This window comes from Arthrobacter sp. SLBN-112 (assembly GCF_030944625.1).
In the GTDB taxonomy this organism is placed as follows: Bacteria; Actinomycetota; Actinomycetes; order Actinomycetales; family Micrococcaceae; genus Arthrobacter.
The window spans coordinates 1,921,101-1,937,958 of record NZ_JAUSXY010000001.1 but is presented as its reverse complement, the minus strand read 5'-3'; the positions used below and the strand labels follow the sequence as shown (position 1 = coordinate 1,937,958).

The window sequence follows — 16,858 nt, the reverse complement described above, 5'->3', positions numbered from 1 at the left end:
ACCCGTCAAAGGTGAGCGGGCATTGTGAAGGGGGTTAGCCGCGGAACACCTGGACCACTGCCGGACGGGGCGCGCGCACCTTGCCGGGGGCCGGCGTCGTACCCGCCGGGACGTAGTCCGGGAAGAAGGAGTGCGGCGCCTCGAAGGTGCCTTCCTCGCCGGGGTGCTGCACGGAGACGAACACGGTGCGCTCGTCGTCGTGGATGACCGGCCCGCAGGTCTCCGCATCGCGGGGAACGGAGAGGAACTGCTCCACCTTGCCGCGCTCCGCACCGTCCAGGGTGACCTTGAAGAGGCCATCGTTGTAGCCGATGCCCGAGGGGGCGCCGTCGGTGGAGATCCAGAGGTTGCCCACGGAGTCGAAGGCCACGTTGTCCGGGCAGGAGATAGGCGAAACCTTGTCCACCGGGTAGCCGGAGAAGTAGGTGACATCGCCCTGGGCCGGATCGCCGCAGACCATCAGGAGGGTCCAGTTGAACTTTGTGGACGTCTGGTCACCGGCTTCGGTGATTTCCACGATGTGCCCGTCGCGGTTCTGCGTGCGCGGGTTGACCTCCGTGGCGCCTTCCTTGGTACCGGTGCCGCGGTCCGAGTTGTTGGTGCAGACCACGTAGACCTTGCCGGTGTGCAGGCTGGGCTGGACGTCCTCGCAGCGGTCCATCTTGGTGGGGCCCACCTTGTCCGCGGCCAGGCGGGTGTACACCAGGACCTCCTCGACGGACATGCCGGGCACCGCGGACTTGCCGCCGACCACCAGGGGCAGCCACTCGCCGGTACCGTCGAACGCGCCGTCAGCGGGAAGCGCCCCGGTGCCGGTGATCTCCGCGGCGGGTGAGTTGCCCGTGAACTTGGCAACGTACAGGTCGCCCTCGGAGAGCAGGTTCATGTTGTTCCTGCGGTCTCCTTCAACGTACTTGCCCTTGGAGACGAACTTGTAGAGGTAGTCGAACTTCTCATCGTCGCCCATGTAGGCCACCACGTGCCCGGATTTGGCCACGATCACGTTGGCCCCCTCGTGCTTGAAACGGCCCATCGCCGAGCGCTTCTTCGGGGTGGAGGTGGGATCGAACGGGTCCACTTCCACGATCCAGCCGAACCGGTTGGTTTCGTTCTCGTGGCCGGCGTTGCGCGTGTCGAAGCGGGGGTCGTCCAGCTCCCACCGGCGCGCGGTGGGCTTGGCGGTGAGGCCGTAGCGCTTGTCACTGGCGGAGGTGCCGCCGGAGACGAAGTAGCCGTTGAAGTTCTCCTCACCCGAGAGGATGGTGCCCCAGGGGGTGGTGCCGCCGGAGCAGTTGCCGAACGTGCCCTTGATGGCGCGGCCGGAGGGGTCGGCCACGGTCTTGACCAGGGCAGAGCCGGCAACCGGGCCGGTCAGTTCGTAGGTGGTGTCGGAGAGATAGCGGCGGTTCAGTGGCGCCCCCTTGACGTAGGACCAGGGCTTGGTGGTGTTCTTGCGCTCCAGTTCCACCACGGCAAGGCCATGCGCGGCGCGGCCGATGGCCCGGGTTTCCTTGGCGTCATAGCCGGCAGGGACCATGATGTTTTCGTTGGTGTACTCGTGGTTGGTGAACAGGACGGCGCGGCGGCCCTTGCTGTCCGGGACCTCCACGATGTCGGTGTAGTCGTTGTTGTAGCCGAACTGCCGGGCCTGCGCTGCCGCGGTCTGGTTGTTCAGGTCGAAGTCCGGGGAATCGTTGAACAGCGGGTCACCCCAGCGGATGATGGGCTGCCAGGTGAATCCTTCCGGGACGGTGAAGGCATCAACGGCCTTGTCCACCGGCTTGATGGCGGTGAACTGCAGCTTGGACTTGCCGAAGCCTTCCTTGGCGGCCTTGGACAGGCCGGCGGCTGAGGCGGGATCGGCGGAGTTCACCGCGGAACCGAGGGCGACGGCGAGCGCACCGGCGGCGCCCAGGCCCATGGCGGCGCGGCGGGACAAGGTGGCGGAAGCGATGTCGCGGAAGTAGCTGTTGGAGCTGGTGTTACAGACCTCGCCGGCGCAAGCGTTGTCGCATTTGAGTGCACATGTGACCGGGCTGCGCTTGCCCTTCGTATGGCCGAGCATGGGCAGCAGGGTGAACTTGCGGGCAGTTTCAGACATGGGGAACCTTCCGAAGGAATGTCTTTGGGGTGCCCGATCACCCTTCCAGCCTGTTCCTACGGGAAACCGTCCATTCGATGAAGTTATGGTGAACCGCCTGTGACCTGCAGGAACGCTGCCAAAAGTGAGCGGGCGCGCCAGAAACAGCCGCCAAAAGTGAGCGGGCGTGCCAGAAAGCACCGCCAAAAGTGAGCGGGCGTGTCAGGGGGTGAGGAGGGCGTGGACGCGGCGGAGCCGGGCCAGCCACCAGTCCCGGCGTTCCACGGGAGCCGCAAACCGCTCCAGCAGCCCGGCGTCCGGAACGGCATCGCGGAGGCCGATCGCGCCGTCGTCGGCCACCAGCGGGTCCAAGGTGACGTCAGATTCGAACAGCGACACCGTGCCAAGCCCGCACGCATAAGGCAGCTCCGGCAACGCCGCCGCCAGCGCCAGGCCGGCGCGGATTCCCACCGAGGTGTCCAGGGCGGAGCTGACGACGGCGGGCAGTCCGGCCTGCGCCACGATGTCCAGGGCGCGCCGCACTCCCCCGAGTGGGGCCGCCTTGACGACGATCAGGTCCGCCGCCCCGGCCCGCGCCACCCGGAGGGGGTCGGTTTCCTTGCGCACGCTTTCGTCCGCGGCGATGAGCACCGGCGTCCCGGCATCCCGCAGCTGGGTGCGGACCTGGGCCAACCCTTCGACGGTGGGCACCGGCTGCTCGGCGTATTCCAGGCCTACGGTCGCCAGCCGGGTCAGGGCCGCCACCGCTTCGGGCACGTTCCAGCCGCCGTTGGCGTCCACCCGGATGGCGGCATCCGGCAAGGCGGCGCGGACGGCACGAAGCCGGGCGGCATCGTCGTCCAGCGACTGTCCACGCTCGGCAACCTTGACCTTCACCGCGTCCACCCGGCCGAACCGGGCCAGTACCTCCGGCACCCGGTCCGCGGAAACGGCCGGCACGGTGGCGTTGACCGGCACGGACGTGCGCAGCGGCGCCGGGAAGCCCTGCCAGCCCGCTTCGATCGCGGCTGCCAGCCAGCGGGAAGCCTCGGCGTCGCCGTACTCCGGGAACGGGCAGAATTCGCCCCACCCGGCCGGCCCGTGGAGCAGCAGGGATTCCCGTTCCATGATGCCGCGGAACTTCACCCGCATGGGCAGGCTGACCACGCGCGCTCCTGCCAGCAGTTCGTCCAGCGGGGGAACGCCGTTGGAGGAGGCAGCGGGCACGGTCACGGAGGGCGGGAGGCCATGGGCGGGCATGCCGTTTACTGTAGCCGCACTTCGCTACTGCTCCCGGACCACCCGGATGGTGCCCAGTGACGGGTCCGCAGGATCGGGCAGCACCATGCCGGCTTTCAGCCCCGATTCCAGGTACTCGATGACGGCCTGGTTGATCCTCTCCCCCGGGACGAGCACCGGGATGCCCGGCGGGTAAGGGGTGATCTGCTCCGCTGCCACCCGTCCTGCCGCTTCGCTTCTGGGTACATCCTCCGTGGGGCCGAAGAACGCGTCCCTGGGAAGGGCCACGGTCTCCAGTTCCAGGTCCGACGGCGAGGGCAGGTTCACCTGCGGAGGCTCGGGAAGTGCCGGGGCCGCTTCGATGAGGGCCTGCAAAGCCTCCAGGAGGCGCCGGGCAGAGGCGTCGTCGTCGGCCATGGAGAGAGTGGCCATGATGCGGACGTGGTCGCTGAGGCCCATGTCCACGTTGCGGTTTTCGCGCAGCCAGTCGGCGGCCTGGTAGCCGCTGATGCCCAGCCCCGAGAGGTCCATCAGGATCTGCAGCCGGTCCAGGTCGTGTGAGGATTCGGCCGCCAGCAGTTCGTCCTCGAGCACATGGATGCCCGGGAGCGCGTCGATGTCCCGGCGCAGTTTCTTGGCCAGGTCCAGCGCGTTGCCGAGGAGTTCGGCCCCGTGCTGGACCATCTGGCGGCGCCAGCCGTCGATGGCGGAGTACAGGATGGCGTTCGGACTGGTGGTCATCAGCAGGTCCGCGCATTGGGACAGATGCGCAGGATCCACCAGGTCGCCCTGCAGGTGGTAGACGGAGCCCTGTTCGAAGCCGGCACCCATCTTGTGCACGGAGACCACGCAGATGTCGGCGCCCGCACTCATCGCCCAGGTGGGAAGGTCCTCGTGGAAAGGCAGGTGCGCACCCCAGGCCTCGTCCACGATCAGGGGCTTGCCGCGGTCGTGGCATATCTTGGCGATGGCGGCAATGTCCGCGCACGTCCCGTAAGGCGTGGGGCTGACGATCAGCGCCCCGGCGGCGTCCGGGTAGCGGTCCCACATTTCCTCGATGTCCGCGGCCGACGGCGGGTGGGCCAGATGCAGCTTGGGGTCCCAACGGGGACGGATCCAGCGGGGCTGGATGCCGGAGAAGACCAAGCCGGCGGTGATGGATTTATGGGCGTCGCGGCTGACCAGCAAATCACCTTTGCCGGCCGCCACGGCGATGACGGCGGCCTTTACCGAAAGGGAGCTGCCGCACGTGGAGAAGAAGGCCTGTTCTGCGCCCACGGCGTCCGCCATCAGCTGCTCTGCCTTTTTCAGGTAGCCGCCGGAGGATGACCGGTCGTCAAGGCCGGCCGAGGCAAGGACGTCAGCGCGGAAGGTATCGGCCCCGAGGATGTCCCGGACACGCGGATCCGCCCCACGGCCCTGCCTGTGGCCCGGCGGGGTAAAGCCGTAGCGGTCCAGCTTGTGGTAGCGGTCCAGGGCATCCAGCAGTGGCGCTTCGTTGTGGTCCATAGTGACTCACTTTCGGTCGGTCGGTCAGGAAGGTTTGCTAAAGGGCTGCTTGCGGAAACGATCGCCGGCGGCAGTCCCGCGGGGGGTCACCCTAGGCTCCGGTAAGGGTCGTCCAGACACCGATGCCACCCGCCACCACCATGACGGCGGCCGTGAACCAGCCCAGGGAGGCAGCCAGCCGGCCGTTCCTGTAATCGCCCATGATGGCCTTGTCCCTGGAGATCAGCATGGTGACCACGAGGAACGGGGCCGCGGCGATGCCGTTGACGGTGGCGCTGAAGACCAGGAGCCCGACGGGGTCTGCGGAAAAGAAGCTGATGAGGACACCGGCAACCATTCCCACCCCCAGCAAGCTGTAGAACAAGGGGGCCCGCCGCGGGCTGAGGTCAAGGCCCCAGTCCTTGCCAAGCAGGCCGGCCAGTCCGGCCGCACCGGAGGCTGCGAGCACGGGGACGCCCAGGATGCCCGTGCCGATGAACCCCGCCGCGAACAGGAATGTGGCAGCCGGCCCAGCCACCGGTTGCAGTGCTTTTGCCACGTCGGCTGCCGTATCCACTTCCGTCCCGTCCCTCCCCAGGGTTGCCGCCGTAGCCGCCATGATCGAGAACATGACCAGGACGGAAAAGACCATGCCGATGAAGACGTCCGCCCGCGCCTTCCGCAGGGTGTGGGCAGAAGCAGCCGGGTCCGGACGGTCGTTCAGGCCTACGGCCTCGTCCCCGCCATGTTCCTCCGCGCGCAGTTCCTGGACCCGGTGGGCGCTTTGCCAGAAGAACAGGTACGGCGAGATGGTGGTGCCCAGGACAGCGACGATCAGGCCCAGGTACTGCGGAGCGAAGCTGAACTTCATTCCCAGCAGGCCTTCCAGGACGTCAGGCCAGTTGACGTTGGCGACGAACAGGACCGCCACATATGCCAACAGCGTGACGCACAGCCACTTGAACACTTTGGCGATGACGGTGAACGAACCGCTCATGAGCGCAACGGCGATGCCGATCCCGGCAACGGCGCTCCACAGGTGGTCAGGCCCGGCACCGAGCATCTGCATCCCCTGCCCGATCGCCATCAGGTCCGCGGCGGCGTTGAGGATGTTGCCCACGAGGAGGGCGATGATCAGCACGGCAATCACCAACCGCGGGCGGCGGGAGAACTTGCGCCGCGCGAGCCTTCCCAGGCTCTCGCCGGTGGCCAGCGCCGTGCGGTCGCAGATCTCCTGGACGGCCATCATCATCGGCAGTGTCACCGGGGCGGTCCACAGCATGCCATTGGAGAACGTGGCACCCGCTTTTGCGTAGGTTGCTATCCCTGACGGATCGTCATCCGCGGCTCCGGTCACCAGCCCGGGCCCCAGCAGCGACCCGAAGCGGCGCAGGCGGGACCTGCGCGCTGCACGGAAGGCCGTGCCGCCGTTTGGCGACCGTCCGGTTGTTTCGGCCCTAGTCATCCAGTTATCTCCACTTACCATCGGTTGTAAGCCCGCCAACTGCTAAGCAAGCTTATTAGTAGGAGCCCATGGTAGAGCATGAATCTGAAAGCCAGACCTGCCCGGGAGCGCTCAGATCCACTTGTTGTGCTTGAACGCCAGGTAGAGGACAAGGCCCATGGCCACCATCAGGCCCAGCGCGTAGGGGTAGCCGTAGGTCCAGGACAGCTCGGGCATATTGGCGAAGTTCATGCCGTAGATGGATGCCACCAGGGTCGGGGCGAACAGGATGGCCGCCCAGGAGGAAATGCGTTTGACCTGCTCGTTCTGTTCGAAACTGGACTCGGTCATCCGCTGCATCTCGTCGTTCTGCCGTTGGGCCACCAGGGCGGCGTTAACCGCGAGCGCGTTCTGCAGCAGGGCCCTGAAGGAGGCCACCCGCTCGTTGAGCCGGATGACGTGGTCCAGGACGTCCCGGTAGTGGTCCCGAAGCTCGGTGGCATCGCCACGGTCCGGAGCGCCGGCCATCAGGGCCTGCAGGATCCCGGCCAGCGGACTGGTGGCACGCTGGAACATGATCACCTGGCGGGAGAGTTCGTAGATGCGGCGGGATACCTCGGGATCCGCGCCGAAGAGGTCGTCCTCGATCTCATCGATGTCGTTTTCCAGCCCGGCGGCCACGGGTTCGTATTCGTCCACTACCTGGTCCAGGATGCCGTAGAGCACCGCGTCCGGGCCGAGGGCCAGGAATTCCGGCATCGCCTCCATCCGCCGCCTGACCCTGGCCAGGTCCGGGGACTCGGCGTGCCGGACGGTGACCACATATTCTTCGCCGACAAAAACATGGATCTCGCCGAAGTCCACCTTCTCGACGTCGTCCCGGTACCGTGCCGGCCTCAGCACAAGGAACAGGCACTCACCATAATGTTCCAGCTTGGCGCGCTGATGGCCTGCGAGCGCATCCTCCACGGCAAGGGCGTTGAGGTCGAATTCCTCGCCGACGGACTCCAGTTCCGCGGCGTCCGGCCGGTAGAGCCCGATCCAGGCCATCCCCTCGCGTTGCCGCAGCAGGAAGTAGGTCTCGTCCAGGTCTTCCGGGTCCTGTGTCCGTACGCCATTCACGTAGACCGCGTTGTCAATGATGGTCACGGCTGCGCCTCCCGCTCCTTTTCCCCAGTCGTCCAGCAACTCCGGCATCCTCGATTTCAGGAAGCGGTAGAAGCGGGCCATCTCGGCCACGCGGGCACGTGCTGCTGAGCCCTCCGGGAGTGCTTCGGCAGTGGCATCCGTCAGGTCGGCCAATTTCTCGTAAATGGGACTGTTCCGCATGGACACCACGTACCACTCGTCGTCGTGCAATGCGTAAAGGTCGCGGCGGCTGCCGGGCTGGGAGACCCGGTGCACGAACCCCACGGTCTGCAGGTAACGCACCGCCCCGGACACGGCGGCGGCGCTTGCCCCCAGCCGCTCCGCGAGCTCGGCAGCCGTGAGGCTCCCCTGCTCGGATGACACCAGGGCCAGCAATGTCCGGGCGGGCATCTTGGGGAAACCGGCCGCAGCGAATGCAGCCGCGGTCCGTTCAGCGGCTGCGGCCGCCACCCCGGCGTCCCGGGCCGCAGCCAGTTCGGCGTCAGCGCTCATGCGGACCCCACCTCCCGCCGTCGCATCGCCGTGACGGCCAGCGCGCCCGCAATGACCGCGATGGCCAGCATCCACCACGCCCCGCTCCAGTCGGTTGCGTCGCCGTGCGGGACCGGGGTGTGGGTAAACGGGGACAGGTCGCGGATGCTTTGATCCAGGCCCAGCATGCCGCCGAAGATCCCCAGGAACACCCCGAGCCCCAGCAGGGACCAGCCGGCACCGATGGTTGCCGCGGGCCACAGGACGAAGACCAGGGCGGGCACGGCCAGGTAGATCAGTGCCGCCGGCAATTGGGCCACGGCGGTTTCCCAGAGCGCGTCGGCGGGCATTCCCTGGTCTCCGGACCCGGTCAGCGTGATCCACGCGCCCACACCCGTCAGGCCGATCACCAGCACGACTGCCGCGGCCCCGAGCACCAGGTAGCCGGCCAGCCAGCGGATTCGTCCCACCGGAGCGGCGAGCAGCAGTTCCGCGGTTCCTGCGGCTTCTTCCTGCCGCAGCCTGATGACGGCCTGCAGCGCGCAGGCAGCGGCAAGGATCCCGGCCATCGAGAACAGGACCGAGACCATGAGCTGGGTCAGGGAGGTGCCCTGCGACTCGAGGATGGACCTCAGGACGGCGGTGATGTTGGTATCAGGGGTATCGACGGCGGCAATCGCCTTTCCCAGCGACCCCGCCAGCAGGCCCAGGGCCAGGCCACCCAGGCCCCAGCCGATGACGGAACCGGCCTGCAGGCGCAGGGCAAGCGCGACAGGGCTGCGAAGACCGGGCCGGGCGGCGGTGCGGCCCGGCCGTGCACCCCACACACTGGCTCCGCTGTCCCGGGTGCCCAGGATGGCCCATGCCGCTCCAAGGCAGGCGACGCCGAGCCCCACCGGCAGCCACAACGGCCAGGCGCGGTTGCCGGAGAAGGCGAACGTCTGCTGGCCCCAGCCGATGGGCGAGAACCAGCTGGCGGCGCCTTCGGTCATGGACGTTCCGTCCGCGTGCGGGGTTCCGGTGGCGTCGCCAATCCCGCGCAGCACATAGGCCAGGACAACCAGGGCGGAGGAGACGCCGTTCGCGCCGCGCGACGTGCTCATGAACTGGGCCACCAGGATTCCCACGCCAAGGAAGGCAAACCCGACGGCGCCCGTGGCGGCGCCCGCGAACAGGCTTCCCTGCACGTCCAGGCCCTGGACGGTGAGTCCGGCGCAGACGGCAAGCGCCGCCAGGACATTGGCTGCTGCGCCGTGCAGGACGGTGGCAATGGTGGGCAGCAGCCGGCCGGCAGGTGTTGCCGCGACCAGTTCGGCGGCACCGGTTTCCTCGTCGGCGCGGGTGTGGCGCACGGCCAGGAAGGTGCTCATCAGTCCGGCCAGCAGGGCCAGGAAGGCGTAGACCAGGAAGAACGTGAAGGCGCCCTGGTCTGCGCCGCGGGGCAGGCCGCGCAGCATCAGGATGGCCGGGGTGGCGATGGCCACTTGGAGGATCTCGGCGCGGCTGGCCGCGTTGCCGTAGGTCTGGCTGACGGAGGAGGCGGCGAACAGGGCGAAGGCGCCAATTCCCAGGATCCAGCTCAGAAGCTGCCAGCGGTCCCGGCGCAGACGCTGGCCCCAGAGGATCATGAGGATGGGCATGTCAGCCACGTCCCCTGGCACCCAGCAGGTGCCGGCGCGCACCGTGCCGGTGGTCCCCGTTGCCGGCCCCAGCCGCGGGCTGGGCTCCCACCGTGGTATCGCCGTAGTGCCGCAGGAACAGCTCTTCGAGCGAGGGCGGCGTGATGGTCAGCCCCTTCACGGCCAGGGCCCCAAGGGTGGGAAGCACCTCCGCCACCCGGTCCGATTCGGCGCTGAACTTGACCCGGCCGGCGTCGAACGTCAGGTCATGCACGGCACCCAGCCGTGCCAGGGCGTCCGTGTCCATGCCGTCCGCGGCGAAGGATATCTCGGTCCTGGTGAGGTGGCGCAGGGAGTCCAGCGTGCCGCCGTCCACAATCCTGCCGGCGCGGATGATGCTCACCCGGTGGCACAGCACCTCCACCTCGGTCAGGATATGGCTGGAGAGGAGTACGGTGGCCCCGCGCTCGACGGCGGCGAGCAGCTCCCTGCGGAAGACCGCCTCCATGAGCGGGTCAAGGCCGCTGGTGGGCTCGTCGAGCAGGTAGAGCTCGGCGTCCGTGGCGAGGGCGGCGATCAGTGCCACCTTCTGCCGGTTGCCCTTGGAGTAGGCACGCCCTTTCTTGGCCGGATCAAAGTCGAAGGCCTCGCACAGGCGGTCCTTGCTGCGGCGGTATCCGGCACCGTCCGCTGTTCCGCCGCGAAGCCGGGAGAGCAGGTCGATGGTTTCGCCGCCGGAGAGGTTGGGCCACAGCCGGACGTCGCCGGGGACGTAGGCCAGGCGCCGGTGCAGTTCAACGGCCCGGGTCCACGGGTCCAGTCCAAGGACGGTGGCGGATCCGGACGTTGCCTTGGCCAGGCCCAGCAGGATGCGCAGGGTGGTGGATTTTCCGGCGCCGTTGGGTCCCAGGAAGCCGTGGATCTCCCCCGCCTGGACGTCGAGGTCGAGTCCGTCCAGGGCCCGGACCCTGCCGAAGTCCTTGTGCAGGCCCCTAGTTTGGATGACGGTGTTCATGGCTTAATTTTCGGAGTTTTCACAAGTTTGTGAAGGTACTAAAGTCCCAATCATGAGCACTGATGGCCAGGCTGCCCGCTCTTCCTCGGCGCCCCTGTATGCAGCGGGATTTGTCACAGCCTTCGGCGCCCACAGCATCGCGGCCGCACTGGGCTCGCAGAGTGGGAATATCGGCCTGACGCTGCTGAACCTCGGCATCCTCCTGGCCCTGTACGACGTCGCCGAGGTGTTCCTCAAGCCCGTCTTCGGTGCGCTCAGCGACCGGATCGGGGCCAAACCCGTCGTCGTGGGCGGGTTGCTCGCGTTCGCCGCGCTGTCGCTGATCGGACTTGGCGCGGCCGACCCCCTGGTCCTTGCCCTGGCACGGCTGGGACAGGGGGCGGCGGCGTCGGCCTTCTCGCCGGCGTCGTCCGCGATGGTGGCCAGGATGGCACGCGGGGGGAAGGCCGGCACCTACTTTGGCCGGTACGGATCCTGGAAGAGCCTCGGCTACATCATCGGGCCGCCGCTGGGCGCGGGGCTGATTGCGGCGGGCGGTTTCCCGCTCTTGTTCGGCGCCCTGTCCGCCCTGGCCGCGGTCACGGCGCTGTGGGTGCTGGTGTCCGTCCCGCACCTGCCGCCGCTGCCCCGGAAGCGGTACACGGTGATGGACCTTGCCCGGCAGATTGGCGAGCGCCGTTTCCTGGTACCCACGCTGGTACTGGCCGCTTCCACCGGCGCGCTGGGTGCCGCCGTCGGATTCCTCCCCGCGCTGGCCGCCCGCCACGGCATGGATGCCTTCGCCGGCACGGCCGCGGTGAGCGTGGTGGCGCTTGGTTCGGTGCTGACCCAGCCCTGGATCGGGTGGCTGCGGGACCGGAACGCCGTCACCGACAACAGGGGCACCACCGTGGGGCTGCTGCTGATTGCCGCGGGCATCGCCGTGGTCGCGGCCGCTCCGGGACCGGCGACCATTTTCGTGGCCGCAGGGTGCATCGGGACAGGCATTGGCGCCGCCACGCCCCTGGGCTTCGCACACCTGGCGGACACCACGCCGCCCGAGCGGATGGGCCGGACCATGGGCTCGGCCGAACTGGGCCGCGAACTGGGCGACGCCGGCGGCCCGCTCCTGGTGGGCGGCATCGCCACGGCCACCGCACTGCCGTTCGGCCTGGGCGTCCTCGCAGTCCTGGTGGCGGCGGCCAGCATCCCCCGGCTGGACCCCGTCAAGCCGGGTGCCACCGGCCCCTGAGCAGCCGTCCAGCTTTCTGTGTCACCCTTAACCGCGATGACTTCTTCACGGCAACTACCCACCAGGACACCGGCCCGGCCCGCTCCGGGCTCGGCTTTCCTGTTCGTGCTGTCCACTGTGGCCTGCATTGCCGGGCTGGCTGCCACCTACTGCTTCTTCGTCCAGACTGCCACGGGCCAGTTCATCGATGAGTCCGCGCTGGTGGAAGCCGTGGATATCCACGGACCCGCCGGCAAGGCCGCCACCCAGTTCCTGGACTGGCTGCCCACCATCTCCCTGGTGATGGCCGCCGTCGTGGTGCTGTTTGTCACGGTGATCCGCCGGCACTGGGCGGAAGCGGGAATCGCGGTGGCGGCGTGCATCGGCGCCAACGTGGCAACCCAGGTACTCAAGGACCTCCTGCCCGCACGCCCGGACAAAGGCGTGCTCACCCTTGAACTCAATTCGCTGCCGTCCGGCCACACCACGCTGGCGGCGTCCGCCGCGGCCGCCGTATTCCTGATGGCATCCCCGCGCTGGCGCCCCATGGCAGGCTTTATTGGCGGATCTTTTGCCATCGCGTCCGGCGCCTCCACGCTGATCAACCAGTGGCACCGGCCCGCGGATGTGGTGGCGGCGTTCCTGCTGGTGGGCGCCTTCATGATCCCGGCGGGCTGGCTGATCCTGCGCCGCGGTTCCTGGAACGAGTGGGACGGGTTCGGCAGGCATCTTGGCTCGGCCCGCATCTGGCTGACCCTTCCGGTGCTGATCGGGCTGGCCTCGGCCGGGGTGGCGGTGTATTCGCTGATCCGGATTGCGCCCAGTCCCTGGCAGGAGACCAGCACTACCAACTACTTCTGGGCAGGGATCTCGCTGATTGTGATCGCGGGGTACCTGGCCACGGTAGCAACGACGTCCCTGTTCGCGTTCGCCGCTCGACGCCGGGACGCGCCCGGGCCCTAAAGGCTCAGCGCACGCTCCTCAGTGGGTCTCACCTGGGTCAGCCTGGTCCCGGCCGATGCTTTCTTCCATGGCGGCCGCAAGCTCAACTTCGTCAAGGTAGCGGGCGGCCGGCTGGCCCGTCTCCTTTGCCAGCCGGTCCATGGTGGCCAGGTGCTGGCGTGCCAATTCGATGGCAAGCTGTTCAACGATGATGGGCCCGTTCCGCACCACCAGGTCGCTGAGGAAAGCCTGGAGCCGGCCGACGGGCCGCCCCGGAGACTGGGCTTCTGCGGCGACGAGCCTGGTGAGGGCGGCCGCGGCAACGGCTGGCTTGTCGCTGAACAGTTCCACGTTCGTTCCTCAGTAGCGGCGCCCGGATGGGTAGCGCCCGGAGCTACAATCTAGTCCTTCCGCACTGCGCCGGTAAGGGTCCTTGGCCCCGGACGGAGCATGCCATTGCGCCGGCCGCCGGGCAGCCATTGTACGGAGACTCCCGGCACACCCAGCCTCCACCCGGAAACAATTGAGCGATTCTTGCGGAATTTGTACCACGCAGCTTGAGCAGTGCCGTCAATAGTTGCAAGTGCCTGGCGGCGTCTTGAAGTGGGCGCCCCCAGGCAATCCAGTATCCGGGGCCACCGGGAGGCGTGTTCAGGGTTCGAGTGGTGCGAGCCGCCTGCGCAGGAGGCAGAACTCGTTGCCCTCCGGATCCTGCAGGACGTGCCATTGCTCCCCGCCGGTCTGCCCGACGTCGGCCGGCCGCGCACCCAGTGCCAGCAGGCGTTGCAGTTCGGCGTCCTGGTCCCGGTCCACCGGGTTGACGTCGATGTGCAGCGGAAGCCGTCCCACCCGCGGGTTGCTGCTGGGGCTGAAGATGATGGTGGGCTGCAGTCCGCCGAACCCGGCGGCCGGCCCGATCTCGATCGAACCCTCCTCCCGGTCCAGCTCGACGTAGCCAAGGACCCCGCTCCAAAACCGCGCGAGGAGTTCGGGGTCGGCGCAATTCAGGACAAGTTCACTGATCCGGCATGACATGACCGCAGTCTACCGACGCGCAAACCCATTTTCGCGGCTCATATTCCCCTGCGCGCCCCACATATCGGGGGCGTGCGGGCGGCTCCGGGTCGCAAATGAATATGGACGTCGCCAGGCCAGCTCGGCGGGAGGCGGCGCCGCTGCAAGGGGGGATGCAGCGGCACCTTCTTCCGCCGAGCTGGCGGATGGTCAACGGGGTGGTGGTCCTGTTGGCCACGACGATCTGCGACGTGATGGTCAGGGCGACCGTGCTGGTTGTCCCAAGGTTCACGGATTCGGTGTAGGACGGCCCGTACGTGCCATTCGACTGGGGCGCGGCGTAGCTCAGTGCCGTTGGCGCCGCCGTCCCTACGGCGAGTCCGGCGCCTGGAATGCCCACTTCCACACTCCGTTGACGCTCTTGACCACGTTCAGGTCGCCGGCAACAAACGTGCGGGGAGCGGCCGTTCCCTTGACCAGAGTGCTGTTCTTCATGATGTCCCCCCAGACTTTTGGTGTTCGTTTGACTGGCTGGGACCTACTTTGCAGGGCCAAGCTCAGGAAGCGAGGGGGTAAAGAGTCAACAAAAGCTCAAGGTATTTGAAATTTCAACTTCCGCTTGACCTGCGGTTATATGCAAAACCCATACTGGCGGCAACACCAACTGGCCGGCCGGTAGTATTCAGGAAACCGTGTAGGAATTCAACGGCCGGCCGGTGCTGCCGTAGGTAAGGTCCAGGACCAGGAGGCCCTTCCGTTCCAGCGTGCTCAGGTAGCGCTGGGCGGTTGGCCTGCTGACGCCGAGTTGCTCGGCAATTTCCGCGGCGTTGACGGGACCGCGGGCGGCCCGGACGGCGTCGAACACTTTCTGCATGGTCGGCTGCAGGCGCGGGGCCGGGGCCGCTGCCTTGATCCCGGCCAACCGGGCCTTGTAGAGGTTGTCAATGGTTGCCTGGTTTGCCGTCGAAACGGACTCCAGCTCCTCGCGCCACTTCTTGTAAGCCTCCAGCTGGGTGCGGAGCCGGTCGAACCCAAAGGGCTTGACCAGGTAGTAGATCGCTCCGCTGGTCATCGCGGACTTAACGGTGGCCAGGTCCTGCGCAGCAGTGATCACGATGCTGTCAATCTGCGTTCCTGCTGCCTGCAGCGACCGCAGGAGGGAGAGTCCGTCCTCGTCCGGCAGGTGGATGTCCAGCAGGAGCAAGTCCGGATGCAGGCGGGCAATGGCTTCCCGCGCGGCGGCCGCACTGTAGACCTGGCCGACGCATTCGAATCCGTCCACCCGCGCCACCCGGGCCGCATGGATGCCCGCAACCCGGAAATCGTCGTCCACCACGAGCGTCTTAATCAACGCCTGCACTCCCGTCCTCAACCGCTGCCTGCATCTTTGCCGGCAGCCACACCTCAAAGTTACCGCCGGGACCGGGAAACACATCCAGTGTTCCCCCTGCCCTGCGAACAATCCTGCTCACCAGGGCCAGCCCGATGCCTCGCCGCATCCCTGGCCGCGGGTCCTTCGTTGAGTAGCCGTCCACCATGACCTGGGCAACCTTGTCAGCGGGGACGCCGGGCCCGTTGTCCCGCACCGCAATGAAGACGCCGTCCGCGTCGTCGAACTGTACCGTCACCCGGCGTGGCCGGGGCGTATTGGCCAGCGCGTCAACGGCGTTGTCGAGGAGGTTGCCTACGATGGTTACCAGTTCGGTGGCATCCACCTCCGGATGTTCCAGCCTGGAGTCTGCGGTCACCTCCATCTCCACGTCCTGTTCGGCGGCGACAGCCACTTTGGCCAGCAGCAAGGCCGCCAGCTCCGGCGGGGAAATTGTGGCCCGCAGCCGTTCCCCCAGGGACCTGGACATATTTGATACCTGCGAAACATACCTCTTGGCCTGCTCCAGGTCCCCCATCTCCAACAGGCCGTCAACAATGTGGAGTCGGTTGGCGTACTCATGCTCCAGGGCGCGCATGGCCTCCATCAGGCCCTGGATCGAGTGGAGGTCGCGCACCAGGCCTTCAATTTCGGTCCGGTCCCGTAGCGTTACCACCGAACCAATGCTGCGGCCGGCGGTGGCGACTGGCATCCTGTTGACAACCAGCAAGGCGTCCTCTGTCAGCGCCACCTGGTCGGCCCCGGGGAGCCGGCCGGCCAGCAGGTCACGGAGGCGGCCGTGCGGAAGCAGTTCGGCAATGGGCTGCCCCAATGCCTCCCCTTCCAGGTGGAGCAGCCGCCGGGCCTCCTCATTGATCACCGTCACCTTGCCGTCGTCATCCAGCCCGACGACGGCCTCCCGGATTCCGTGAAGCAGGGCCTCTCGTTCCTGCAGGAGGGAGGCGATCTCGGCCGGCTCCAGGTCGAACGTGACACGTTTGATGCGCCGGGAGAGCAACAGGGAACCGACGACGCCCAGGGCCAGCACCAATGCAGAGAAACCCGTGATCAGCCAGATGTTCTGCATCTGGTTGCTCAGGACCTGGGTGTCCTCGATCCCCACCGAAACTTGGCCCACCACCGTGCCGTCGGCGCCGAAAATGGGTGCCTTGGCGTTCGCGGAGCGGCCCAGGCTTCCGGGGTCGAAACCAACGTGGGTTTGGCCGTCCAGGACGGCCACCGGCTCCTCCAACCGCTGGCCGATCAACGCCGGGTCCGGGTGCGAAAACCGTGTCCCCTCCCTGTCACTGACGACGACGTAATCGGTCCGGGCAGCAGTCATCACCTGATGGGCAATTCCGTTGATGACATGGTCCGGGTCCCCGGAGGCCACGGCTGAGCGGATCTCCGATATCTGCGCGGTGGTGGTCGCAATGCCCAGTGCGCGCAACTGGTACTGCTGGTCCAGCGTCTGGTTGCTGATCATCGAGAAGAGAAAACCGCCCAAGGCCACCGTGAAAATCAGCAGCGACAGTGAGGCCAGCAGGATTTGGGCGGTCAGCGTTGTAAAGCGCCTGCCGGTCCGGGGCCGCTGCGTTGCGGATGCCTGGCTCACCGCGGCTCCGGAGGCGCTGTTCTTATGCGGTGGCAGAAAATGCACAAAACGTGCACTTTTGCGGCTAAAGCACACATCTTACGGAAGTCTTTCTCGCCGGAATGATCACTTCCTAAGCTTCACACAGTTCCAGTGATCAACATCACTCGACCCGAACTACATGGACTAAAGACAGCGAGGTCTTGCAATGAACAGCACCCCCA

Annotated in this window: 15 protein-coding genes and 1 pseudogene; 3 read left to right on the top strand and 13 right to left on the bottom strand. The window is 67.2% G+C overall.

Going from position 1 to position 16,858, the window contains the following annotated elements:
* Nucleotides 1-34: 34 nt before the first annotated feature.
* The 8 genes and pseudogenes from QF050_RS09105 to QF050_RS09070 form a co-directional block, all read right to left on the bottom strand.
* On the bottom strand, nucleotides 35-2,101 hold the full coding sequence (locus tag QF050_RS09105; protein WP_308930158.1) for a PhoX family phosphatase: 2,067 nt from the start codon (nucleotides 2,099-2,101) through the stop codon (nucleotides 35-37).
* A 201-nt stretch (nucleotides 2,102-2,302) separates the two neighbouring features.
* Nucleotides 2,303-3,340, bottom strand: a complete 1,038-nt coding sequence (locus QF050_RS09100) for an o-succinylbenzoate synthase (protein WP_308930157.1) — start codon at nucleotides 3,338-3,340, stop codon at nucleotides 2,303-2,305.
* A gap of 24 nt (nucleotides 3,341-3,364) precedes the next feature.
* Entirely contained in the window at nucleotides 3,365-4,828 is a 1,464-nt protein-coding gene (locus QF050_RS09095; RefSeq protein ID WP_308930156.1) for an ornithine decarboxylase, read from the bottom strand.
* Nucleotides 4,829-4,919: 91 nt separating this feature from the next.
* Nucleotides 4,920-6,272 (bottom strand): Nramp family divalent metal transporter, encoded by a 1,353-nt coding sequence (locus QF050_RS09090; RefSeq protein ID WP_308930155.1) that lies wholly within the window; start codon nucleotides 6,270-6,272, stop codon nucleotides 4,920-4,922.
* Nucleotides 6,273-6,383: 111 nt separating this feature from the next.
* Complete coding sequence (locus QF050_RS09085) at nucleotides 6,384-7,400, bottom strand: magnesium and cobalt transport protein CorA (protein WP_308932136.1); 1,017 nt, start codon at nucleotides 7,398-7,400, stop codon at nucleotides 6,384-6,386.
* Nucleotides 7,401-7,682: 282 nt separating this feature from the next.
* A pseudogene (locus tag QF050_RS09080) lies at nucleotides 7,683-7,790 on the bottom strand (hypothetical protein); the annotation flags it as partial.
* A gap of 98 nt (nucleotides 7,791-7,888) precedes the next feature.
* The gene (locus QF050_RS09075) at nucleotides 7,889-9,511 is read right to left on the bottom strand and encodes a hypothetical protein (protein WP_308932135.1); all 1,623 of its coding nucleotides are present in this window, start codon (nucleotides 9,509-9,511) and stop codon (nucleotides 7,889-7,891) included.
* A 1-nt stretch (nucleotide 9,512) separates the two neighbouring features.
* Nucleotides 9,513-10,505 (bottom strand): ABC transporter ATP-binding protein, encoded by a 993-nt coding sequence (locus tag QF050_RS09070; RefSeq protein WP_308930154.1) that lies wholly within the window; start codon nucleotides 10,503-10,505, stop codon nucleotides 9,513-9,515.
* A gap of 52 nt (nucleotides 10,506-10,557) precedes the next feature.
* Here QF050_RS09070 and QF050_RS09065 point away from each other — a divergent pair, with 52 nt between their 5' ends.
* A complete protein-coding gene (locus tag QF050_RS09065; protein ID WP_308930153.1) occupies nucleotides 10,558-11,736 on the top strand; it encodes an MFS transporter in 1,179 nt (392 codons plus the stop codon).
* 36 nt (nucleotides 11,737-11,772) lie between these two features.
* Complete coding sequence (locus QF050_RS09060; RefSeq protein WP_308930152.1) at nucleotides 11,773-12,678, top strand: phosphatase PAP2 family protein; 906 nt, start codon at nucleotides 11,773-11,775, stop codon at nucleotides 12,676-12,678.
* A gap of 18 nt (nucleotides 12,679-12,696) precedes the next feature.
* On the opposite strand, the gene QF050_RS09055 is transcribed toward QF050_RS09060, so the two are convergent.
* Both QF050_RS09055 and QF050_RS09050 read right to left on the bottom strand, forming a co-directional pair.
* Complete coding sequence (locus tag QF050_RS09055; protein WP_308930151.1) at nucleotides 12,697-13,008, bottom strand: hypothetical protein; 312 nt, start codon at nucleotides 13,006-13,008, stop codon at nucleotides 12,697-12,699.
* 300 nt (nucleotides 13,009-13,308) lie between these two features.
* Nucleotides 13,309-13,692 carry a VOC family protein gene (locus QF050_RS09050; protein WP_308930150.1) on the bottom strand — a complete coding sequence of 128 codons (384 nt, stop codon included), beginning with the start codon at nucleotides 13,690-13,692 and terminating at the stop codon, nucleotides 13,309-13,311.
* Nucleotides 13,693-13,844: 152 nt separating this feature from the next.
* Between QF050_RS09050 and QF050_RS09045 the strand changes: the two genes are divergently transcribed.
* Nucleotides 13,845-13,976 (top strand): hypothetical protein, encoded by a 132-nt coding sequence (locus tag QF050_RS09045; RefSeq protein WP_308930149.1) that lies wholly within the window; start codon nucleotides 13,845-13,847, stop codon nucleotides 13,974-13,976.
* Between the two features lie 64 nt (nucleotides 13,977-14,040).
* Here the strand turns inward: QF050_RS09045 and QF050_RS09040 are convergent, their stop codons facing one another.
* The 3 genes from QF050_RS09040 to QF050_RS09030 all read right to left on the bottom strand — a co-directional run bounded on the left by QF050_RS09040 (nucleotide 14,041) and on the right by QF050_RS09030 (nucleotide 16,655).
* Nucleotides 14,041-14,166: a hypothetical protein gene (locus QF050_RS09040; RefSeq protein ID WP_308930148.1), complete on the bottom strand. Its 126-nt coding sequence runs from the start codon at nucleotides 14,164-14,166 to the stop codon at nucleotides 14,041-14,043.
* A 187-nt stretch (nucleotides 14,167-14,353) separates the two neighbouring features.
* On the bottom strand, nucleotides 14,354-15,031 hold the full coding sequence (locus QF050_RS09035; RefSeq protein WP_308930147.1) for a response regulator: 678 nt from the start codon (nucleotides 15,029-15,031) through the stop codon (nucleotides 14,354-14,356).
* Complete coding sequence (locus QF050_RS09030; protein WP_308930146.1) at nucleotides 15,015-16,655, bottom strand: sensor histidine kinase; 1,641 nt, start codon at nucleotides 16,653-16,655, stop codon at nucleotides 15,015-15,017. Before QF050_RS09030 ends, QF050_RS09035 begins: the two co-directional genes overlap by 17 nt.
* Nucleotides 16,656-16,858 lie beyond the last annotated feature (203 nt).